Here is a 22168-nt window from a genome sequence, read left to right on the forward strand (position 1 = left end):
CGTCTTCGGTCTCTCGCGCTCGGAGTGCGGGTGGTCGTCGGGTCGGGAGGAACGTCCCGCCCGAAGTGGAACGCACGGCGTGGCGCCGTATGTTGACGTGCCTGCCTCGCGATACGGACGGAGGACGGATGAGCTACACCAGACCCCGCGAGCTCCTTGGTGCGGCGCTGCTCGCCGCGGTGCTGCTCTACGGTGTCGTGCAGCTGTCGTACGGATCGTTGCCGCCGTTGCCGGTGGCGGCCGGGGGCGTACTGCTGGTGGTGGCCATCGTGGACGCCGTGCTGGCGATCGTGCTGCGTCCCAGGGCCAAACACCGGAGCGGCTCCGAACCACTCGATCCGATGATGGCGACCCGGATCGTGGCACTGGCCAAAGCATCCTCGTTGGTGGGCGCGCTCATGGGTGGTGCGTGGGCGTCGATGCTGTTGTACCTGCTGACCGAGGTGCGGGTGTTCGGCTCGGACACCATCGCTTCGATCGTCGGGCTCGTCAGCGCCGCGGCGCTGGTCGGCGGTGGGCTGTGGCTGGAGTGGGCCATGCGCAATCCCGATGAGCCGCAGGAAGACGACGACGATGAACAGTAGGAATTGAGATCGGTGCCGGTTTCGTAGCTGGTCGGGTAGCCGTCACGTGAGTCGGCGCCTTGCCGCGTTGGGCCGGCTCTTGAGTAGCGACCTACGCGGCGAGCGGCCCGGCCTCGCAATGCATCCGACTCACGCACCGGGGACACCCGCGCTGCTGACGCCGCATGGTCCCGTTCCGGCGAGGGTTCCGGAGGCGGAAATTTCGCGAGAAATCGACGCCGTTCCGGAGACGGGTGGCGGAATCTCCGGCACGGCTCTCGCTGCGGGTGCCACGACATCGGGTAGCGACCTACACAACGTCGGGACCGTCCTCGCGAGAGCCGCACCGGAGAACCCGCGGCGGCGCCGACTGCTTGAGTGGTGGGAGTTCGGCTGTGCCGTCCTCCGCGCGGCGATTTCGCGAGAAATTGACGCCGACAGGGACCGCGCCACCGCACTGGGGCCGCGATTTCGCGAGAAATTGACGCTGTCCTGGGGTGGTGAGTGGTGTTTCTCGGTGGTTGGACACGTTCGGTGCTTGGTTTATCGCACGACTCGGTGGGGCTGTTTTTCTTGAGCACTGCTCGTCGTTTCACTGTGTGATCGATTCGTTTCCGAGGAGTCCCACCGGATTTCGAAGCGATAAACTCCGGGTACGGTTGGCCGCATGGCTGACCCGAGCGATTCCGAGTCTCGATCGCGAGGAGATCGAGCGGTGCTGCTGTGGCTCGGTACGTCGGGTCTGGCCGTGGCGGCGACGGTCACGCTGATTCTCGGCGACGACGTCCGGATGCTGCGGCTGGGAATCCTCGCCGCGCTGTGGGCGGCACTGTTGTCGAGCCTGTGGGCCGGTCGGATGCGCAACCGTTCGATGGAGCAGGACGAGCTGTTGGCCGAGCGGCAGCGCTGCTACGAACTGGAACTCGAACGCGAGATCGACGCTCGCGAGGAGTACGAGACCGAAGCCGACAACGAGGCGTTGCGCCGGGTCCGGGAGGAGACCGAGAACGAGGTCGCCGAACTGCGTTCGGAGCTGTACGAGCTGCGTCGGCTGCTGAATCGTTCGCCCCCCGCCGGGGCCACCTCGTCGGCCGCTGTGTCCGCTTCGGACCCCGTTCGCGGGGACGAGCCCGGTTCCGTCGAGCACGCGCCCGGATATCCCGACTCCCGACCGCGAACTCCCGCGCCTGCCGCCCCCGGTTCACCTCCTTCCGGGGGGACCGCACGGGCTGATGTTCCCGGCGGGGGAGGTGCTTCCGGAGCCGCGGCTTCTCCGGTTCCCCCCGAGGCGGCGGATTCCGGTGCCGCGGCGGGGGCCGGTGCTTCATCGGACGCCGGGGAGCCCGCGGCGGGCGGTGCTTCCGCGAGTGGCAGCGTTCCGCCCCGGCGCCAGCCCGGGCGTCCCGGCGGGCGCCCGCGAAACGATGGTCCTCCCGCTTCGGGACCGAAACCTGCTGCCGCTCCCGATCCCAACCGCTCCGCCGCACCTGGTCGACAACAGGCTCCTCCCGTCGCGCGGGAGCCCGGTGCTCCCGGTGCCGAGGTCGGCGCTGCTCCGCTGGCGTTCCCGGGCGAGGGCGAAGCAGCACAGCGCGAAGCCGCGCCCCGGATGTCCACCTCCCCGGCGGCCACTCCTTCTACCGCTGTCCCTCCGGCAGCGTCTCCTCCGGTGCCCACGCCACCCGCGGCCACGCCCCCTGGCAGCGCGCCGGGCGGAGCCGCTTCGCACCCGGCACCGGGTGCTCCGGTCGGACGTCCCGCTGCTCAGGGCGTGCCCGGTTCGGAACCGACACCCGATCAGCTCGGTGCGCAACCGCCGCGGGCGGCACCACCTCCCCCTGCCGCTGGTGCGCAACCACCCCCACCGGCGCCGGCCAACCAGGACGCACCGGCCCGTACGCCGGGACGAAGAACCGGTCCAGCCCGGCCGCCGGGAAGTCCTCGGGCACGTGGCTCCGGTGGCACCGCGGCCGGTGACGAGGTATCCGGCACGCGCCCGCCCGGTGGCGCCGTGGGAGGTGCGCCGGGTGGACACGGTCCCCCCGGCAGACCGCCGAACGACGCCGGACCGGTCGAACGCCCGCAACAGGCCCCGCCAGCCGCCGCGCCGACCGGAGCGGCGGCACGAGCGCCCCGGGAGGGCGCTGCCGGCGGTACGAATCGATCCGACGACGGATCCGCACGATCGGGTGAGACATCAGGTCCGCCCACTGGAGTGACACCTCCCACGGTGGAGCCGAACCCCCCTGCCGACGCGACAACCTCCTCGGCGCAGCAGTCCTCTCCTGTGGGGGCTTCCGGCGCTCATACGCAGGGAACATCCGTCAACGATCTGCTGGCCGCCTACGGCAACACCGGTGAGACGCGCAGACGTCGCCGCCGCGACGAGTGAGAATCGCGAGCTGATTTCGGTATCGGCTGGTGCTGTCGGTCGGTGGCAAGCGGGCTTTATCGTTTCTGGCGTGTCCAATCCTGATCTGTCGGGCGCCCGCAGGAACCAGACCTACAAGCACAGCGTCGTTGGCTGGCCCATCGCGGGTCTGATCCTGCTCGGTATGTGTGGCTTGGCGATGCTCGGCATCGCGACCGCGCGTGTGGGCTACGTCGCGGCCGTGGTGGGTGCGCTGGTCGCCCTGCTGCCGGTCGGGGTGGTATTCGCCGCGATCGTGTGGATCGACCGCTGGGAGCCCGAGCCGCCGATGCTGCTGCTCGGCGCGTTCCTGTGGGGCGCCGGTGGTGCCACGGCCTGTGCCTTCCTGCTCAACGACGCCATGACCGGTTTCGGCGAGATCCTGTTCAGCGGCACCCTGCAGCAGCATTTCGCCCTGGTGGTCACCGCGCCGTTGGTGGAGGAGGCCGCGAAGTCGCTTTTCGTGGTCGCGCTGTGGTTCCGACGCCGCTCCGAGTTCAACGGCATGGTCGACGGCATCGTCTACGCGTCGTTGACCGCGGCCGGTTTCGCCTTCATCGAGAACATCTTCTACTTCGGCAAGGCGTTCGCGCAGGCAGGACTGGGAGACATGACCGGAGGCATCGTGGCCGTGTTCGTGCTGCGCGGTGTGCTGGCGCCGTTCTCCCATCCACTGTTCACCGCGATGGTCGGGATCGGAATAGGTCTCGCTACGCGTGCCGGTGGTCCGAGAATCCGGGGACTGTGGCCGGTACTGGGGTTCCTGGCCGCGGTGTTGCTGCACGCCTTCTGGAACGCCTCCACCACCTTGGGCGGGGTGCGCTTCATCGACATCTACTTCGTGATCATGGTTCCCATCTTCCTGGGAACCGGTTGGCTTGTGGTCTGGCACCGCAAACGCGAACAGCGCATCGTCGCCGCGCAGCTGCCCGCGTTGCAACGGGCGGGACTGATCGTGTCCAGTGAACTCGAAAAACTGGCCAGTCTCTCCGCGCGACGTGACTGGAAGCGCAGGGTGCGGCGCAACTCCGGGAAGGAAGCCGCCAGGTCCGTCCGCGACTACCAGATCGCGGTCACCGAACTGGCGTTTCTGCAGCATCGGGCGAGTGTCGGAAACACCACGAGCGTCGTGCGCAGGCAACGCCGCGAAAAGCTGATCGAGGACCTGAAAACGGCGCGTCGTTCCGCCAGCGGCTCCCAGGAGGCGATCTACACCGAGCGGATCAGGATGGACGAACTGACCAGCATGAACGTCAAGCGTCCGAAGAAGCGCTGACGCGGGTCTCCGTTACTCCGACGCCGGTCGGACCGGACGCACGGTCCGCCGGTCCCGGTGCCGCGAGGTTGTGGCGCTCGCCACTCTCGGACGAGTCTCCAGGGACGCGGGTGCGTGGCTCTCGCCACCATGGGATCCCACCGGAAGTGTTTTCCGGTTACTCTCACGACGCTGTCCGGTACCCGGTACGGGACTGGAACGGTAGGAGGATTGGTCGACGTGTCCACTGACAGGCACGATGTCCGCGGCCCGGGAGCGGACCCGGATTCCCCGCGCTCGGCCGCTGAAACGCGTCCGCGTCCCCGCCTTCGGGTCGGTGTGATCTCCGCGGGACGCGTCGGAAGTGTGCTGGGAGCCGCGCTGCACCGGGCGGGCCACGAGGTCGGGGCGGTGGCAGCCGTTTCCGACGCGGCGCTGAACCGCGTATCGCTACTGCTGCCCGACACCCCGGTTCGCCCGCCCGACGAGGTCGCACGACAGGCGGATCTGGTGCTGCTGGCCGTGCCCGACGACGCGCTCGGTGGGCTGGTGCGCGGACTGGTGAACGCGGAGGCGCTGCGTTCCGGTCAGATCGTGGTGCACACCTCCGGGGCGCACGGTGTGGCGGTACTCGAACCCGCGGTGAACGCCGGTGCGCTGCCGGTGGCGCTGCATCCGGTGATGACGTTCACCGGAAGGCCGGAGGACCTGGAACGGTTGGCCGCGGCCACCGTGGCCGTGACGGCCCGGCAGGACGACGAGGCCGGCTTCAGCGTCGGGGCGGCGTTGGCCGTGGAGCTCGGAGCAGAGCCGGTGCGGATCGCCGAGGAGTCCCGGAAGCTTTACCACGCGGCGCTGACCCACGGCTCCAACCACTTGATCACCCTCGTCAACGAGAGCGCGCAGCTGCTGCGCGCGGCCGGTGTCGAGTCCCCGGACCGGGTGCTCGCCCCGATCCTGTCGGCCGCGTTGGACAACTCGCTGCGCTACGGGGACCGGGCCATCACCGGGCCGGTCTCGCGTGGCGACGCGGGAACCGTGCGGGACCACCTCGACGTGTTGGGCGAATCCGCGCCGGACGTGCTGTCCGGCTATGTACAGCTGGCGAAACGCACCGCGGACCGGGCGGTGAGCTCGGGAATGCTGCGTGCCGACGACGCCGTTGGCGTCAACGAAGTACTCGACGGGGGGCGCTGATGAGCGTTACGGACGAGCGGGGCGGTTCGGAGAGCGTCGGTGCCGGACCGGGTTTCACCCCCGACGAGGTCACCGTGCACCACCTTCCCGCGGAACTGGGCAAGGTGACGCGCGCGCTGCGCCGCACCGGTCGCAAGATCGTGCTGGTCCCCACCATGGGGGCGCTGCACGAGGGGCATCTGGAGCTGATTCGCGCCGCTCGTCGTGTCCCGAACAGCGTTACCGTGGTCTCGATCTTCGTGAACCCGCTCCAGTTCGGTCCCGGCGAGGACTTCGACAGCTATCCGCGCACCCTCGACGAGGATCTGCGGGTCTGTGGGCGGGAGGGCGCCGAGCTCGTGTTCGCCCCGAGCAGCCGGGAACTCTACGGTGACGATCCGCGGACGACGATCGACGCCGGAGAGCTCGGCCGCGAACTCGAGGGCGCCAGCAGACCGGGTCACTTCAGCGGTGTGCTCACCGTCGTCGCCAAGCTGTTCAACATCGTGGCGCCGGATCTGGCCCTGTTCGGTGAGAAGGACTACCAGCAGCTGGTGCTGCTGCGCCGGATGGCCCGCGAGCTGAACTTCCCGACCGATGTGCAGGGCATCCCGATCGTGCGCGAGCACGACGGGCTGGCGCTGTCCTCCCGCAATCGCTATCTGGGCGAGCGCGAGCGCGCCGCCGCCCTGGTGTTGTCGGCGGCGCTGGCGGCAGGGGTCCACGCCGGTTCGCGCGGCCCGGACGCCGTGCTGTCGGCCGCGCGCGAGGTGCTCGACACCGAACCGATGGTCGAACTCGACTACCTGCGGTTGTGCGACCCCGAGCTGGGGCCCGCACCGGACGCGGGAGAGGCACGACTGCTGGTGGCCGCGAAGGTGGGCGGCACCCGACTGTTGGACAACGCGCTGGTGGAACTCGGACCGTCCGATCCGGCATCTGAAGCGGTAGTTCCCACCCGGTAGCTCGAAGCCTAAGGAGCAGGCATGTTCCGGACCATGCTCAAATCCAAGATCCACCGTGCCACGGTTACCCAGGCCGATCTGCACTACGTGGGATCGGTGACCATAGACGCCGCCCTGATGGAGGCGGCCGATCTGCTGGACGGTGAGCAGGTCACGATCGTGGACGTGACCAACGGAGCCCGGCTGGAGACCTACGCCATCACCGGTGAGCGCGGTTCCGGGGTGCTCGGTATCAACGGTGCCGCTGCCCACCTGGTCCACCCGGGCGACGTGGTGATCCTGATCGCCTACGGCGTCATGGACGAGGCCGAGGCCAGGTCGTTCCGCCCGAGCGTGCTCTTCGTCGACGGGGAGAACCGCGTGGTCGAACGAGGCGGCGATCCCGGTCACGCCCCCGAGGGATCGGGACTCGCCACCACCGCTGTGGGAACCACGAGTGGTTCGCCCCGCTGAGTGAGGCGAACCCGGTGGTGAGCGGTCTTCCGCGCGATCGTGAGATCGATGCCCGCCGGCCGTCCGGAGTGCTGGTGGGCTTCCGGTGAGCCCGCGGGGCCGTGCGGTGGCGTGCCGTTCCCGGGGGTCTCGTTCGGGTGACGTGTCGCTCGCGGAAAGCGCCCGCCGTTGTGTCAGCGTTTCGACAGGAAGGGAAATCCACGGTGCTGCTCGCTATCGACGTCGGCAACACCAACATCGTGTTGGGACTCTACGAGGACGAGCCCGATGGTCCAGAGCAGCGATCCGGTTCCGGCCGGAAGCCGAAGGCCCAGGCTCGGCTGGTGCGGGACTGGCGGATGCGGACCGAACCCAGGATGACCGCCGACGAGCTCGCGTTCACCATGCGCGGTCTGCTGGGCGACTACGTCGACAAGATCACCGGCATATCGGCCCTGTCCACCGTTCCCACGCTGTTGCGGGAGCTGCGGGTCATGCTCGGCCGCAACTGGAGCGATGTTCCCAGGGTCGTCGTGGAGCCGGGTGTCCGAACGGGTGTCCCCCTGTTGGTCGATAATCCCAAGGAGGTCGGCGCGGACCGGGTGATCAACACGCTGGCAGCGCACCACCTGTATTCCACGAACTGCGTCGTGGTCGATTTCGGTACCTCGACGAACATCGACGCCATCTCGGCCAAGGGCGAGTTCCTGGGGGGAGCGTTCGCCCCCGGCGTGGAGATCTCGCTCGACGCGCTGGCCTCGCGGGCCGCCCAGCTGCGCAAGGTCGAGCTGGCCAGGCCGCGTTCGGTGATCGGCAAGAACACAGTCGAGTGCCTGCAGTCCGGACTGCTCTACGGCTTCGCGGGGCAGGTGGACGGGCTGGTGCACAGCATCGTGTCCGAGTTGGAGGAGACCCACGGCGGTCCCACGACGGTACTGGCGACCGGTGGCCTGGCGCCGCTGGTGATCAGCGAGTCCCGGACGATCTCGCACCACGTCCCCGAGCTCACCCTGCTCGGGCTGCGGCTGGTCTTCGACCGGAACCTGGAGTGACCGGACCGGGCGAGCGGTGATCCGTGTCACCGCCCCGTCGAGGGGAGATCACCGCCCCGTCGAGGGGAGATCACCGCCCGTCGGGGGAACAGCCACTGTCCCCTCGTTCGTTCGGTGCACCGGTTCGAACGAGTTCGCGGCGCGCCCGCGCCCCTCGCACCGGGGCGCGGGCGGAGGACGGGCTGCCCCATCCTGCCGGAATGTCGCCCCCGGCGGGTCCGTACCCTTGTAAACCGTGAATGACCAGGATCAATCGAGTCGTGTCGACGGAGCCGAGGACCTGCCGGAGCAGCTGCGGGTGCGTCGGGAGAAACGGGAACGTCTGTTTGCCGAGGGCCAGGATCCCTACCCGGTCTCGCTGCCCGTGACCCACGAGCTGTCCGAGGTGCGGGCGGCGCATTCGGATCTGCCCGTGGACGCTTCCAGCGGACAACGGGTCGGTGTGGCGGGCCGGGTTATGTTCATGCGCAACACCGGCAAACTGTGCTTCGCCACGTTGCGGGGCGGGGACGGCGGCGAGCTGCAGGCCATGCTCAGCCGGAACGAGGTCGGCGAACAGGCCCTGTCCGAGTGGAAGTCCGACGTGGATCTGGGGGACCACGTTTTCGTCGCGGGCGAGGTCATCACCTCTCGGCGCGGTGAACTCTCGGTGCTGGCGGACGAGTGGCGGATGGCGGCCAAGTCGTTGCGGCCGTTGCCCGTGGCCCACAAGGAACTCAGCGAGGAAAACCGCGTTCGGCAGCGCTACGTGGATTTGCTGGTCCGTAGCCAGGCGGCCGAAACGGTTCGCACCCGTGCCGCGACATTGCGTTCGCTGCGGGATTCGTTCGAACGGCGCGGATATCTCGAAGTGGAGACGCCCATGCTGCAGACTTTGCAGGGTGGGGCCGCGGCCAGGCCGTTCGTGACTTACTCGAACGCCTTGGACATGGATCTCTACTTGCGCATCGCCCCGGAGCTGTTCCTCAAGCGGTGCGTCGTGGGTGGTATCGAGAAGGTCTTCGAGATCAATCGGAACTTTCGCAATGAGGGGAGTGACTCTTCCCACTCTCCCGAGTTCGCCATGCTCGAGTTCTATGAAGCTTACTCGGATTACAACGCGATGGCCGAACTCACCCGCGCGCTGATCCAGGAAGCGGCCCAGTCGCTGTTCGGCACTCAGACCGTCACTTGGGCGGACGGTTCCGAGTACGATCTTTCCGGGCAATGGGCGAACATTACGATGTACGGATCGCTTTCCGAGGCGCTCGGTTCGGAAGTAACCCCCGAAACCTCTGTCGAAACGCTCCGTAAGCATGCCGAGAGCGCCGGTTTGTCCGAGCTCGATCCGTCGTTCGGGCACGGTAAGTTGGTCGAGGAACTCTGGGAGCACATGGTGGGCAACCATCTCCACGCTCCCACATTCGTACGGGACTTTCCGCTGGATACCGCTCCGTTGACCCGGCAACACCGACAGCATTCGGGGATGGCGGAGAAATGGGATCTCTACGTGAAGGGTTTTGAACTCGCGACCGGTTACTCCGAGCTCGTCGATCCCGTCGTCGAACGTGCGCGGCTGGAAGAGCAGGCGCGGTTGGCTTCCGAGGGCGACGAGGAAGCCATGCCCGTCGACGAGGACTTTCTGCGGGCGCTGGAGTACGGAATGCCCCCCACGGGCGGCGTGGGAATGGGGATCGACCGGTTGTTGATGGCGTTGACGGGGCTGGGCATCAGGGAGACCATCCTGTTCCCGCTCGTGCGTCCGGAATGACGTGATCGCACTCCCCTGATCGATGGTGGAGCGAAAATTTCTTCGGTGGGGTGAGTGCGAATCCGGCACTGCTGCGCTAACCTTGCTGGCGAGAATGAAACGGTGACGATGTATTAGTGGCTCGATGCGTGATCGGTCGCGATACGGCTTCGAGGATGATGTGGTTCGAGAGAACACCGACGATACTCGTTCGGGCTCGGATCGTCACCGTCTCGCTGTAAGGAATACCGGGGAGGACCGCGGAAGATGGCGCAGAAGGTAACTGTCCAGTTGGTGGACGACCTGGACGGTGGAGAGGCCGATGAAACGGTCGAGTTCGCCTTGGACGGCGTCTCGTACACCATCGACCTTTCCAATGACAATGCGACCGAGCTCCGGGAGGCACTGAGCGGCTTTCTGGCGAGTGCGCGTCGGGCCGGGGGGCGTAAGAAGCCGGGACCGAAGGCGGGTTCCGCGCGTTCGTCGTCGGCTTCGTCCGGTGGTTCCACGAGCGCGGATCGTGAGCAGAACCAAGCGATTCGGGAATGGGCCCGCAAGCGGGGTATGAAGGTTTCGGACCGTGGTCGCATCCCCGCCGATATCGTCGCCGAGTACCACAAGGCGCACTGAAGTTCGCGACGGTCGACGTCGGCTCGGTTCGTCCCGCCGGACACCCGTCGAACCGGAACGCGGCTCGTGCCGTGCTCCCTCGATATCCGCCCGGCCGATATTGGAGACCGATTCGGAATGCGGCGGGGGAATGTCTCGATACTCCGACCGCTGTTTCGGGAGTACCGGCCGCTGTTTCGGTAGCAGTGGCCAGTAGTGCTTTGTTGGGTCCGGATGTGCCCGTCGGTCGTGGCGTCCGATGGTGTTCCGGCGCCTCGGCGCCGAAACGACCGGTCACGTCACTCGTGTCGCCGCGGGGCTCGTACGGACGAGGACAGACGTGATGTAGGTGCCCACACGGACACCACCGGGCCGGAGTGGGGCCGGGTGCGCCCCGGGCGGACAATGTCGCATTGGACAATGTCGGAGCGCACCCCGCACACTTGGCCTGTTATCGCGCCGCGTCGACACCGAACGCGTTCGCGAGGTCGTCGAGAATCGCGTGTGCACCGTGGATTCCCACCGAAGTCATCCAGGTGATGTCGTCGACCAGGTGTTGCTTCCCGGTGAGTTTGTTCCAAAGCGGGTTTGATTCGAAGGTTTTTCTGGTCTTTGCCGCGTCGCCCGCCTCATCGGGGTAGACGGTTACGAAGATGTGGTCCGCGTCCAGTTCCGGGATCCGCTCCTGGCTGAGATTGACCGCGATTCCGTCCTCTTCGGGCTGCCCTTCGGGGCGAGCCAGCCCGGTGTCGCGTTGCACGGTGCCGGGGAACGAATCGGCACTGTAGAGCCGCACGGTCGGTTCGCCCGCGAAGCGCACGATCGACATTGTCGGGTTGTGCCCCACCTTCGAACGGATGCTGTCCCCGATCGTTCTCGCACGTCGTTCGTATTCGTCCAGCTCGTTCTGGGCCGATTTCTCCTTGCCCAGCGCCCGACCGGTCAGCAGCAGGTTCTCCTTCCAGGTCGCCCCGGTCGTGCGGCTGAACACGGTGGGCGCGATCTCGGAGAGCTGGCCGTACATGTCCTCGTGCCGGACTTTCGCGGACAGGATCAGCTCGGGGTCGCGCTGGACGATCCGCTCCGGATCCGGACTGGTCAGGCTGCCCACGCGCTGTGCCTGCTCGCCGTATCGGGTGCGGTCCCGGCCGAGGTATTCGGGCAGCTTCTCGCGGCCGCCGAAGGTGGTGTAACCGACGACGTTCGTCCCCAGCGCCATCGCGGCGCTGGTGAAGGTGGCGTCCAGCGCGACCACCCGTTTCGGCGAGCCGGTGATCTCGGTTTCACCCATCGCGTGCTCGACGGTGCGGGCGTTCGTTCCCCCGCCCTGCTCCGTCGAGTTCGACTCGCCACCGCACGCCGCCAACCCGAGTACGGGCAGCGCGCCTGCGGCGGTCAACGCGGTTCGCAGCAACTCACGTCTGGTGCGTGTGACTTCCGACATCGGTTCGCCTTCCTGTTTCGGTTACTCTTAGGTGGGCCTAACCTAAGTGTGGGCAACCTAAGCGAATCGGAGCGGACAGCCAAGGGAGTGGGATTTGAGTCGCAGTTCGGCCACGGGCGACCCGTCCGGTTCGGGCCCCGCTTCCTCGACCTCTCCCGCGCCCCACGACGAGTCCCCCGCAGGGGGCCGACGGCCGGAAACCCTCCCCGCACCGACCGAACGCGACAGCGCGCCGCCCCCCGAACGGGTGCGGCGGCCCGACGGGACAGCGAGATCCGAGCGGGCAACGCGGTCCGACCGGCTGAACTCGCGACGACGCGGCCGGCTGCTGGGCCTCGGCGTACTGTGCTGTCTGCTGCTGCTCAGCTGCGCGCTGAGCATCCTCATCGGAGCCAAGCTCATACCGCCCGGCGCGGTGGTGGACGCGCTCTTCGCGAGCTCGCGTACCGAGAACAACGTGATCATCTACGAGCTGCGCATCCCGCGCACCATCGCGGGAGTGCTCGCCGGTTCCGCGTTGGGACTGGCCGGAGCGCTCATGCAGGGCTACACCCGCAACCCCATAGCGGCCCCCAGCGTGCTCGGAATCACCCAGGGCGCGGGGCTCGCGGTGGTGCTGGCCGTGTTCACGATGGGCATCACCGGCATGCTCGGCTTCATCTGGTTCAGCTTCGCGGGAGCGCTGATCAGCGCGCTGGCGGTGTTCCTGATCGGTTCGATCGGCAAGGGAGGCGCGACACCGGTCGCGCTGGCACTGGCGGGGGCGGCGATCAGCGCACTGCTGCAGGCACTCACCTCGGCCCTGGTGCTGCTGGACCGGCAGAGCCTGGACACCTACCGGTTCTGGAAGGTCGGCTCCATCGCCGTCTCGGACATGGGGCTCATTCAACGGGTGCTGCCGTTCCTGCTGTTGGGGCTGGTGCTGGGGCTCGCCAGCGCTCCCGGGCTCAACGCGCTCTCCCTCGGTGACGACATGGCCGCGGCGCTGGGCCACAACGTCGCCAGGTCCAGGGCGATCGGGATCACCGCCATCGCGGTACTCGTCGGCAGCGCGGTGGCCATGTGCGGACCGATCAGCTTCGTCGGTCTGATCGTTCCCCACATAGCCAGATACTTCGCGGGCCCCGACCACCGCTGGTTGCTGCCGTTCGCGGCGCTGGGGGGCTCCTGCCTGGTGCTGCTGGCCGATCTGGTCGGCCGGATCATGGCGCGTCCCTCGGAGATCCAGGTCGGCGTGATGCTGGCGATGATCGGCGCCCCCTTCTTCATCGCTCTCGTACGACGCAGGAGGCTGATGCGGCTGTGACGGAATCGGTGCGAACCCCCGTCGGCGCCCCGGCCGCTCGGGTACGTGGCCGCGTCCCGCTGCGCGTCGGCCCCGTGTCCACGGTGCTGCGCCTCCGCCCGCTGGTGGCGCTGTTGGGCGGCCTCGCGGGGCTTCTTCTGGTGTTCGCCTGCGATCTGGCGCTCGGCGACTACCCGATCTCCCCGCTGGGGGTGCTGCGCACACTGTTCGGCGGTGGCGACGCCGGGGAACGGCTCGTGGTGCTGCAGCTGCGGTTACCGCGTGCGTTGACCGGACTGCTGGTCGGGGCAGCGCTCGGGTTGTCCGGCGCGATCACGCAGGCGGTGGTGCGCAATCCGCTGGCCAGCCCGGATCTGCTGGGCGTGACCACAGGCGCCGGTGCGGCGGCGACCGCCGTCATCGTCACCTCCGGCACGCTCGGCGGAATCAGCGGCGTCGTCGCGAGCCTCGGCCTGCCCCTGGTCGCGCTGGTGGGCGGCATCGTCACCGCGGTGCTGGTCGGATTGCTGGCCTACCGGGGCGGGGTGGACTCGTTCCGGTTGGTGCTGGTCGGCATCGGCATGAACGCGCTGACGGTCAACGCGACCCTGTGGCTGCTGACCGTCGGTGAGACCCAGGACGCTGGACGCGCGATGGTGTGGCTGACCGGCAGCCTCAACGCGCGCGACTGGGACAACGTGGTGCCGGTCGGGCTGGCCCTGCTGGTGCTCGTACCGTTGAGCCTGCTCGGCTCGCACGCCTTGGGCGCGTTGCAGTTCGACGACGACACGGTTCGCGAACTCGGGGTGCCCGTCAACATCGCCCGGGGGGCGCTGCTGCTGGGGGCCGCCGTGCTCGCCTCGCTGGCCACCGCGGCAGCCGGGCCGATCGCCTTCGTCGCGCTCGCCACCCCGCAGATCGCCCTCCGCACGGCAGGCACCCCGCGACCGCCACTGGTGGTGTCGATGGTGTTCGGAGCGCTTCTCGTCGTCGGTGCCGATCTCGTCTCGCGCACGCTGTTCGGTTCGCTGCAACTACCGGTCGGAATCGTCACCGCCGCGCTCGGTGCCCCGTACCTGATCTATCTGCTCGTCCACCGGTATCGGGAGGTTCAGACATGACCGCCTCGCACATCGCGCACGACACGGTCGACAGCACGGCCGCGGCCACCGAGTCCTTACCGGGGAGCGGTTCCTCCGAGGGGGCGAGGAACCGGTTGTGCGCCCGCGATCTGTCGTTGGGATACGGCGAGCGCGTGGTTGTCGACGGGCTGGACCTGGACGTCGTCGACGGCACCATCACAGGCGTGATCGGTCCCAACGGTTGTGGCAAGTCCACGCTGCTGCGGGCCCTGGGCAGGCTGTTGCGGCCCAGGCGCGGCAGCGTGCTGCTGGACGGCGAACCCATCCACCGGATGTCCACCAAGGAAGTCGCGCGTACGCTGGGGTTGTTGCCGCAGTCGCCGGTCGCTCCGGAAGGGCTCCGCGTCGCCGACCTGGTCGCCAGAGGCAGGCATCCGCACCAGTCCTGGTATCGCCAGTGGTCCGGGGACGACGAGTCGGCCGTGGCCGAGGCGTTGTCGCTCACCGGTATCGGTGACCTCGCCGATCGGTCCGTGGACGAGCTGTCCGGTGGGCAGCGGCAGCGTGCCTGGTTGTCCATGGCGCTGGCGCAGGGAACCGATCTGCTCCTGCTGGACGAACCGACCACCTACCTGGACCTGTCGCACCAGGTGGATGTGCTGGAGCTGATCGGCAGGCTGCACACCGAGAGCGGGCGCACCGTGGTGATGGTGCTGCACGACCTCAACCTGGCCGCCCGCTACGCGGACCGGCTGGTGGCGATGTCCGAAGGGCGGATCGCCGCGCAGGGCCCTCCGGGAGAGGTGCTCACGGAGCGGTTGCTGCACGAGGTTTTCGATCTCCGGGCGCGGGTGATTCCGGACCCGGTCACGGGTACACCCCTGGTGGTTCCGGTGGGCGGCAGGCAGTCCCGGGCTTCGGAATCCGAGGATGCTGGTCCCGGCACCCGCGGTTCCTGACCCGCGAGCACCGTGGCTCGGCACGACACCGGGCCGGACAGTCGCCGCACTGGGCCGGATGAGTGAGATTCGGTCCGTCGGAGGCGGTGTTCGCGCTCGGCGGACACCGCGGGCGGCCTGGTTTTCGAATGGAATTTCGCAGCTCAACGCCCTGTTGGGCTGACTGAACGCAACGTTGTCGAGAAGTGGGCTGCGAGCCGGAACAGCCCTGAGTGCGCCGTGGCTACTAGAGTGGAGTTCAGAGTGCTGAACCCATCGCGGGCATCGGCGTGAGCAGGAGCGGTGCCCGGTACGAGACCGCCGGCGCAGCAGTCAGGGAGTGCGAATGTTCGAGAGGTTCACCGACCGCGCGAGGCGGGTGGTTGTCCTGGCCCAGGAAGAGGCCAGGATGCTCAACCACAACTACATCGGCACCGAGCACATTCTCCTGGGTCTGATCCACGAGGGTGAGGGTGTCGCCGCCAAGGCGCTGGAATCGCTGGGGATCGCCCTTGAGGGCGTGCGCCAGCAGGTCGAGGAGATCATCGGCCAGGGCCAGCAGGCGCCCAGTGGCCACATCCCCTTCACCCCGAGGGCCAAGAAGGTTCTGGAGCTGTCGCTGCGGGAGGCACTCCAACTCGGGCACAACTACATCGGCACCGAGCACATCCTGCTCGGGCTGATCCGCGAGGGCGAGGGCGTGGCCGCGCAGGTGCTGGTCAAGCTCGGCGCCGATCTCAACCGGGTTCGCCAGCAGGTGTTGCAGCTGCTGTCCGGCTACCAGGGCAAGGAACCGGCCGAGGCCGGTGGCCGCAGCGAGGGCACCCCGTCCTCCTCGCTGGTGCTGGACCAGTTCGGCCGCAACCTCACCCAGAGCGCCCGTGAGACCAAGCTCGACCCGGTGATCGGCCGTGACACCGAGATCGAGCGCATCATGCAGGTGCTGTCCCGCCGGACCAAGAACAACCCCGTCCTCATCGGCGAGGCCGGTGTCGGCAAGACCGCCGTGGTCGAGGGGCTGGCTCAGAAGATCGTCAAGGGCGAGGTCCCGGAGACGCTGAAGGAGAAGCAGCTCTACACGCTCGACCTCGGTTCGCTGGTCGCCGGTTCCCGCTACCGTGGTGACTTCGAGGAGCGCCTGAAGAAGGTCCTCAAGGAGATCAAGACCCGCGGCGACATCATCCTGTTCATCGACGAGATCCACACGCTGGTCGGTGCGGGTGCCGCCGAGGGGGCCATCGACGCGGCGAGCATCCTCAAGCCGATGCTGGCGCGCGGTGAGCTGCAGACCATCGGTGCCACCACGCTGGAGGAGTACCGCAAGAACGTCGAGAAGGACGCGGCCCTGGAACGTCGTTTCCAGCCGATCCAGGTGGGCGAGCCCTCGCTGGACCACGCCGTGGAGATCCTGAAGGGACTGCGGGACCGCTACGAGGCGCACCACCGCGTTTCCATCACCGACTCCGCCCTCTCGGCAGCGGCCAGCCTGGCTGATCGCTACATCAACGACCGGTACCTGCCGGACAAGGCGATCGACCTGCTGGATGAGGCAGGTGCGCGGATGCGTATCCGCCGGATGACCGCACCGCCGGACCTGCGCGAGTTCGACGAGAAGATCGCCGAGGTCCGCAGGGACAAGGAGTCCTCCATCGACGGGCAGGACTTCGAGCGTGCCGCCAGGCTGCGTGACGAGGAGAAGCAGCTCATCACGCAGAAGGAGGAGCGCGAGACCCAGTGGAAGGCCGGTGATCTCGACGTCGTGGCCGAGGTCGACGACGAGCAGATCGCCGAGGTACTGGCCAACTGGACCGGTATTCCGGTGTTCCGCCTCACCGAGGAGGAGACCTCCAGGCTGCTGCGCATGGAGGACGAGCTGCACAAGCGGATCATCGGTCAGGAGGACGCGGTCAAGGCGGTCTCCCAGGCGATCCGCCGCACCCGTGCCGGCCTGAAGGACCCGCAGCGTCCCTCCGGTTCCTTCATCTTCGCCGGTCCCTCCGGTGTCGGTAAGACCGAGCTGTCCAAGTCGCTGGCGGAGTTCCTGTTCGGCGACGACGACGCCCTGGTCCAGATCGACATGGGTGAGTACCACGACCGCTACACGGCCTCCCGGCTGTTCGGCGCCCCTCCGGGCTACGTCGGCTACGAGGAGGGCGGCCAGCTCACCGAGAAGGTCCGCCGCAAGCCGTTCTCCGTGGTGCTGTTCGACGAGATCGAGAAGGCCCACCACGAGATCTACAACACGCTGTTGCAGGTTCTGGAGGACGGCAGGCTCACGGACGGTCAGGGCCGTGTGGTCGACTTCAAGAACACGGTGCTGATCTTCACCTCCAACCTGGGCACGGCCGACATCTCCAAGGCGGTCGGTCTGGGCTTCACCGCTGGTAACGAGCAGGAGACCAACTACGAGCGGATGAAGTCCAAGGTCAACGAGGAGATGAAGAAGCACTTCCGTCCGGAGTTCCTCAACCGGATCGACGACGTGATCGTCTTCCACCAGCTCACCGAGGAAGAGATCATCCGGATGGTCGACCTGCTCATCGGCAGGGTGGAAACCGCCCTCAAGAGCAAGGACATGTCCATCGAGCTGACCTCCAAGGCCAAGAAGCTGGTGGCCAAGCGGGGCTTCGACCCGGTGCTGGGTGCCCGGCCGCTGCGCCGCACGATCCAGCACGAGATCGAGGACAAGCTTTCCGAGAAGATCCTGTTCGGCGAGGTCGAGGCGGGTCAGATCGTCATCGTCGACGTCGACGGTTGGGACGAGGAAGGCACCGAGGACCAGGCCCAGTTCACCTTCCGGGGTGAGCTCAAGCCTTCCACCGTGCCGGACACCCCGCCGGTGGACCTGGCCGGTTCCTCCGGTGGCTCGTCCTCGGAGAGCTCCGGCTCCAACCAGGACGACCAGTCCGAGGGATCCGGCTCCTCAGAGTGATCCACCGAGTCGAAACGATCGATCCCGTCCCTCCGGGGGCGGGATCGTTTCTTCGGTCGTCCGGCACCACGACCGCCGTGGACCTCCGGAACGACCGGTAAGGTCCGATCCGCGTGGATTCCCGGCGGAGCGGCGAGGACCGAATCCGGAGCGCGCTGCACGTTCCGGTGCTCACCGCCGCTGCCGCCTCGGTTCCCGCGGTGTTCCTCACCCGGCTCGACGGGCCGGTGTCGCTGTTCGGCAGCGTGCTCAACTGGTCGTCGATGCTGGTGCTCACCGCCGAGTCGGTGCTGCTGTTCTGGTTCAGCCGGGATCGGCCCCGTTGGCTGCGGGAACACTGGTGGATGGCGCTGGTCACCGTGTTGACCATCCCGGCGGTGGTGTTCGCGTTCGCTCCCGCCCAGGTGCTGCGGCTGGTCCGGGTGGTCGCCGCGGTCCAGCTCGTCCGGGTGTTCCGCCTCGTCAAGGTCGCCCGGGTGCTGCACCGGCGCGCCCGAGTGCTGGGCAGGCCGAGGTACGCCCTGCTCGGAGCGGTTCTACTGGCCGCCGTGGTGCTGCTCGGTGTGGTGCTGGCCGACGAGGACAGCCCCACCCGACGTACGCTGGACGCGGTATCGAGTCGCTGGGGATGGCCCGTGCTGCTCGGAGTCGTCGTGCTGTTCGCCGCCGCGATCGGTGGACTCGTCACGTGGCTGCGACGGCGTCGCGACGAACGGTCGGAGCGTGGCCGGTGATGCGCTGTCACATCGGAAGGCTTCGGTGCGTCGCGGCTCGCGAGGACGCGACAGGAACTGGTGAGGTGCCGCGTGCTGCTGGTGATGCTCGGCCCGTTCCGGGTGCACGACGACGGGGGAGAACCGGTCGAGCTGGGTGGTAACCGAGTGCGCACCCTGCTGGCTCGGTTGGCGCTGGACCTCAACCACAGCGTTCCGGTGCGGACGCTGATCGACGAGCTCTGGACCGACGCGGTTCCCGGCGATGCCACGAACGCGCTGCACACGCTGATCGCCCGCACCAGACGGGCACTGCGTGCCACGACCGGTCTGCGGCTGAGCTCCGAAGGGCTCGGCTACGCGCTGCGGGCGGATCCGGACCTGGTCGATCTGCACCGCTTCGAACGATTGGTCGCCAGTGGCCGTGGGGCGCTCCGCCGGAACCTTCCGGCGGAGGCGGCCGAGGACCTGCGAGCCGCGCTGGAACTGTGGCGCGGGGACCCCCTGATCGATTTCCGTGATCTCCCGTTCGCCGAAGCCACCGTCCCCCGACTGGAACGGCTCGGGCGTGCCGCACTCACCGAGCGGATCGAGGCCGAGCTACGACTCGGCGACCACGCCGGGCTCATCGAGGAGCTCGCGCTGCTGACCGCCAGGCATCCGCTCGACGAGAGCCTCGCCGAGCTGCGCTTCCGCGCGCTGCGCGCCGCCGGAAGGCGGGCCGAGGCCGTGAGCGCCTACGAACAACTGCGTGACCGGCTGTTCGAACATCTCGGGACCGAACCCGGTGACCGGCTACGTGAGATGCGTCTCGCCCTGCCGTGGGAGGGAAGTGACGACGCGGTCACCGCCTTCGGGACAGCGCCTGTCACCTCCGCAAAAGAGTCTGGCACCCCCGGAACAGCGAACGCCGCCGAGCGAGATCCCCCGGACGACGATCCCGGCGTCGGTGGCGGGACCGCTCCGAACGGCGCGGCGCTGCCGAGGCGGTTGAGCGGTTTCGTGGGGCGGGAGCCGGAACTGGAGCGGCTGGACCACGCGTTGCGTGACGCGCGCCTGGTGACGTTGTTCGGCCCCGGCGGCTCCGGCAAGACCAGACTCTCGATCGAGAGTGCCTCCCGGGTCACCGCGCTTCGGGTACTGTTCGTGGAACTCGCGCCGGTGCGCGCCGATCAGGAGCTCGCCGCGGCGGTGCTGACGGGCCTGGGAGTCCGAGAGGCACCCCGACTGAATCACGGTCGTCCGGGCGATCCGCTCTCCGGACTGGTGGAGACGCTCGGTTCCGAACCGACCCTGTTGGTCCTGGACAACTGCGAGCACCTCGTCACGGGAGCCGCCGAGCTGACCGAGCGGCTGCTCGCCCTCGTCGCCGAACTGCGGATACTGGCCACCAGCAGGGAACCGCTGGCACTGCCGGGCGAGAAACTGTTCCCCGTGGGGCCGCTGGAAGTTCCCGACAACGTCGAAGCAGCCGCTGCCAGCCCCGCCGTCCGACTGTTCGTGCAGCGTGCCGCCGCCGCACGGCACGATTTCGAACTCACCGCGAGCAACACGGCCGACGTCATGGAGATCTGCCGTGAACTCGACGGCATGCCGCTGGCCATAGAGTTGGCCGCCGCCCGGGTCCGTTCCATGAGCCCCCGCATGCTCGCGGAACGGCTGGACGACCGGTTCCGGCTGCTCACCAGGGGAAACCGGGCCGCTATGTCGCGCCATCGCACGCTGCGAGCGGTCGTGGAGTGGAGCTGGGAGCTGCTGACCGAACCCGAGCGGACACTGGCGCGCAGGATGTCGGTGTTCGCGGGCTCCGCGCGTGCCGAATCGGTGGCCGAAGTGTGCTCCGGTGCCGGACCGGTCGCCGCGGACGTGGACGAGCTGCTCGCCGACCTGGTGGACAAGTCCCTCGTGGAGGCCGTGGACCAGGGAACGGTGATGCGCTACCGGATGCTGGAGACCGTGCGGGCCTTCTGCTCCGAGCAGCTGGCGGCCGCCGACGAGGTCGAAGCCCTGGGACGTCGTCACGCCGAGCACTTTCTGGCCTTCGCGGAGACGGCGGCCCCACGCATCCACTCCCGGGAACAACTGACGTGGCTGGCACGGCTGGATGTCGAGCACGACAACACCGTGCGGGCGTCGCACTGGGCGTTGGAGAACTCCGACGCCGATATCGGTATCAGGCTCGCCGCCGCGCTCAACTGGTACTGGTCGATGACCATGCGCCACACCGAACTCACCGAGCGGATGCGTGACGTGGTCGCGTTGTCCGGACCGGCACCCGCGGAGAGCCGCGCGGTGGTGGAGCTGGTCAGCAGGCTCTACGAGGACTCCTACGGTTGGTCGGAACGGGTGGCCGCGGCGGTGGAGAAGCTGCGCGACACGGGCGCGATGTCGCGATACGTCTACCTGGGATTGCTGGAACCCATGGTCTGGTTGCTGACGGAGCGGCTGGACGAGATGGCGGGCTCGTTGCGGCGCGCGGCCGAACACCCCGATCCGTGGCCCAGAGCCGCCGCGCACTACGGGTGGGCGATACTGGCCGAGCGCCGGGGCGAGACAGGTGAGGGGGAGGAGCACGCCGAGCGGGCCGTGGCCGCTTTCGAGGCGATCGGTGACCGCTGGGGGAAGGCCCAGGCCATCGGCAGCACGGCCGATTTCCACTCGCTGCGGGGCGATCACGAAAGCGCTGTCGAGCGACTCACGGAATCCGTACGTGTGCTGCGCGAGCTGCGTTCCACCACCGAACTGGTGCCACAGCTGGCCCGTATCGGAATGCACCGAGTTCGGATGGGAGACCTCTCCGGCGCGCGGTCCGAGTTGGACGAGGCTTCCCGGCTGGCGGGCACCACTCCCTCCAGCCATCGCGTCATCGTCACCTACGGGTGGATGGAACTGATCCGGGCCGAGGGCGACACCGAATCGGCTCACCGGCTGGTGCGAGACGCCGAGGCGGACCTCGTGGAACTCGGATCACCACCACATCCGATGATGCGCGATCTGCTGCTCTCGTTCCGGATCCGGTTGTCGTTGGACGAGGAAGACCCGGCGGGTGCTCGTGAACTGTTCGGAAAAGCCCTGGACTCCGAAAATCCCGTGGCGGACAGACCGGTGAGCGCGGTGCTGTGCGAGCAGCTGGCCCGACTGGTACTCGCCGAGGGAGCTCCGCGAGAAGCCGCGCGATTGCTCGGCGTGGCAGCGGCACTGCAGGGGGTGCTGGACCGGGGGGATCCCGACGTGCGCGAGATGTGCGCTCGGTTGCGCTCGGAGCTGGGAGCCGAGGAATTCGACGAGCTCTACGCGAGTCGTTTCGACTCGTCGGGCACCGCTGCCAGAGCGGAACTCCGGCGCGTACTGGGCCGGTGAGCGGCACCGTCACGAGCCGGTCACGATCCGGACACCGGCACTCCAAGGTTTCGAAATTCGGGTGCCCGCCGAGTGGTCGCGCCGGTAGTGTCCGCGCCGTTTTGTCATTCGGCGAGATTGGAAGTGGACGAGTGAACTGTGCCGTGTGTGGTGGGCACGTTCCTGCTGACCAGGAGTACTGCGCGGTGTGCGGTGGCAGGGCACTGCCTGCCGAGCAGTTGAG

Annotated in this window: 17 protein-coding genes (1 of these 17 only partly in view); 16 read left to right on the forward strand and 1 reads right to left on the reverse strand. The window is 68.0% G+C overall.

Annotation, left to right across the window (positions count from 1 at the left end; genetic code table 11):
• The first annotated feature begins 128 nt into the window (after positions 1-128).
• From J2S53_RS17860 to J2S53_RS17900, 9 genes are all read left to right on the forward strand, one after another.
• Positions 129-584, forward strand: a complete 456-nt coding sequence (locus J2S53_RS17860) for a DUF3180 domain-containing protein (protein WP_456241928.1) — start codon at positions 129-131, stop codon at positions 582-584.
• A 694-nt stretch (positions 585-1278) separates the two neighbouring features.
• On the forward strand, positions 1279-2955 hold the full coding sequence (locus tag J2S53_RS17865) for a DUF6779 domain-containing protein (RefSeq protein WP_456241929.1): 1677 nt from the start codon (positions 1279-1281) through the stop codon (positions 2953-2955).
• A 70-nt stretch (positions 2956-3025) separates the two neighbouring features.
• On the forward strand, positions 3026-4249 hold the full coding sequence (locus J2S53_RS17870; protein WP_456241930.1) for a PrsW family intramembrane metalloprotease: 1224 nt from the start codon (positions 3026-3028) through the stop codon (positions 4247-4249).
• 219 nt (positions 4250-4468) lie between these two features.
• A complete protein-coding gene (locus tag J2S53_RS17875) occupies positions 4469-5425 on the forward strand; it encodes a Rossmann-like and DUF2520 domain-containing protein (protein ID WP_456241931.1) in 957 nt (318 codons plus the stop codon).
• A complete protein-coding gene (gene panC, locus J2S53_RS17880) occupies positions 5425-6369 on the forward strand; it encodes a pantoate--beta-alanine ligase (protein WP_456241932.1) in 945 nt (314 codons plus the stop codon). The genes J2S53_RS17875 and panC overlap by 1 nt, the downstream gene beginning before the upstream one ends.
• Positions 6370-6390: 21 nt before the next feature.
• Positions 6391-6822, forward strand: a complete 432-nt coding sequence (gene panD / locus J2S53_RS17885) for an aspartate 1-decarboxylase (RefSeq protein WP_092980244.1) — start codon at positions 6391-6393, stop codon at positions 6820-6822.
• Positions 6823-7025: 203 nt separating this feature from the next.
• Positions 7026-7853 (forward strand): type III pantothenate kinase, encoded by an 828-nt coding sequence (locus J2S53_RS17890; RefSeq protein WP_456241933.1) that lies wholly within the window; start codon positions 7026-7028, stop codon positions 7851-7853.
• 235 nt (positions 7854-8088) lie between these two features.
• Complete coding sequence (gene lysS / locus J2S53_RS17895) at positions 8089-9603, forward strand: lysine--tRNA ligase (protein ID WP_092980238.1); 1515 nt, start codon at positions 8089-8091, stop codon at positions 9601-9603.
• A gap of 246 nt (positions 9604-9849) precedes the next feature.
• Positions 9850-10212 carry a histone-like nucleoid-structuring protein Lsr2 gene (locus J2S53_RS17900; RefSeq protein WP_092628285.1) on the forward strand — a complete coding sequence of 121 codons (363 nt, stop codon included), beginning with the start codon at positions 9850-9852 and terminating at the stop codon, positions 10210-10212.
• A gap of 430 nt (positions 10213-10642) precedes the next feature.
• Here J2S53_RS17900 and J2S53_RS17905 read toward each other — a convergent pair whose 3' ends face one another.
• Positions 10643-11635, reverse strand: a complete 993-nt coding sequence (locus tag J2S53_RS17905; RefSeq protein ID WP_456241934.1) for an ABC transporter substrate-binding protein — start codon at positions 11633-11635, stop codon at positions 10643-10645.
• 247 nt (positions 11636-11882) lie between these two features.
• On the opposite strand from J2S53_RS17905, the gene J2S53_RS17910 reads away from it, so the two are divergent.
• The 7 genes from J2S53_RS17910 to J2S53_RS17940 form a co-directional block, all read left to right on the forward strand.
• Positions 11883-12941: a FecCD family ABC transporter permease gene (locus J2S53_RS17910; RefSeq protein ID WP_456242825.1), complete on the forward strand. Its 1059-nt coding sequence runs from the start codon at positions 11883-11885 to the stop codon at positions 12939-12941.
• Positions 12938-14041 carry a FecCD family ABC transporter permease gene (locus J2S53_RS17915; protein WP_456241935.1) on the forward strand — a complete coding sequence of 368 codons (1104 nt, stop codon included), beginning with the start codon at positions 12938-12940 and terminating at the stop codon, positions 14039-14041. The genes J2S53_RS17910 and J2S53_RS17915 overlap by 4 nt, the downstream gene beginning before the upstream one ends.
• Positions 14038-14961 (forward strand): ABC transporter ATP-binding protein, encoded by a 924-nt coding sequence (locus tag J2S53_RS17920; protein ID WP_456241936.1) that lies wholly within the window; start codon positions 14038-14040, stop codon positions 14959-14961. The genes J2S53_RS17915 and J2S53_RS17920 overlap by 4 nt, the downstream gene beginning before the upstream one ends.
• A 325-nt stretch (positions 14962-15286) precedes the next feature.
• Positions 15287-17872 carry an ATP-dependent Clp protease ATP-binding subunit gene (locus tag J2S53_RS17925; protein ID WP_092980225.1) on the forward strand — a complete coding sequence of 862 codons (2586 nt, stop codon included), beginning with the start codon at positions 15287-15289 and terminating at the stop codon, positions 17870-17872.
• A gap of 113 nt (positions 17873-17985) precedes the next feature.
• Positions 17986-18606, forward strand: coding sequence for a hypothetical protein (locus J2S53_RS17930; RefSeq protein WP_456241937.1), 621 nt, complete (start codon positions 17986-17988; stop codon positions 18604-18606).
• A gap of 72 nt (positions 18607-18678) precedes the next feature.
• Positions 18679-21945 carry an AfsR/SARP family transcriptional regulator gene (locus tag J2S53_RS17935; RefSeq protein WP_456241938.1) on the forward strand — a complete coding sequence of 1089 codons (3267 nt, stop codon included), beginning with the start codon at positions 18679-18681 and terminating at the stop codon, positions 21943-21945.
• A 131-nt stretch (positions 21946-22076) separates the two neighbouring features.
• Positions 22077-22168: the 5' portion of a DUF4328 domain-containing protein gene (locus J2S53_RS17940; protein ID WP_456241939.1), read on the forward strand. It continues 802 nt past the right edge of the window; only the first 92 of its 894 coding nucleotides appear in the window; the start codon lies at positions 22077-22079; the stop codon falls past the right edge of the window.

The organism is Actinopolyspora lacussalsi, assembly GCA_030803735.1.
GTDB classification, from domain to species: domain Bacteria; phylum Actinomycetota; class Actinomycetes; order Mycobacteriales; family Pseudonocardiaceae; genus Actinopolyspora; species Actinopolyspora lacussalsi.

Bases quoted from the DNA above. Each gene is read 5' to 3' on its own strand.
- J2S53_RS17860 (WP_456241928.1), top strand. From the start codon at position 129: ATGAGCTACACCAGACCCCGCGAGCTCCTTGGTGCGGCGCTGCTCGCC.
- panC (WP_456241932.1), top strand. From the start codon at position 5,425: ATGAGCGTTACGGACGAGCGGGGCGGTTCGGAGAGCGTCGGTGCCGGA.
- panD (WP_092980244.1), top strand. From the start codon at position 6,391: ATGTTCCGGACCATGCTCAAATCCAAGATCCACCGTGCCACGGTTACC.
- J2S53_RS17900 (WP_092628285.1), top strand. From the start codon at position 9,850: ATGGCGCAGAAGGTAACTGTCCAGTTGGTGGACGACCTGGACGGTGGA.
- J2S53_RS17905 (WP_456241934.1), bottom strand. From the start codon at position 11,635: ATGTCGGAAGTCACACGCACCAGACGTGAGTTGCTGCGAACCGCGTTG.
- J2S53_RS17920 (WP_456241936.1), top strand. From the start codon at position 14,038: ATGACCGCCTCGCACATCGCGCACGACACGGTCGACAGCACGGCCGCG.
- J2S53_RS17925 (WP_092980225.1), top strand. From the start codon at position 15,287: ATGTTCGAGAGGTTCACCGACCGCGCGAGGCGGGTGGTTGTCCTGGCC.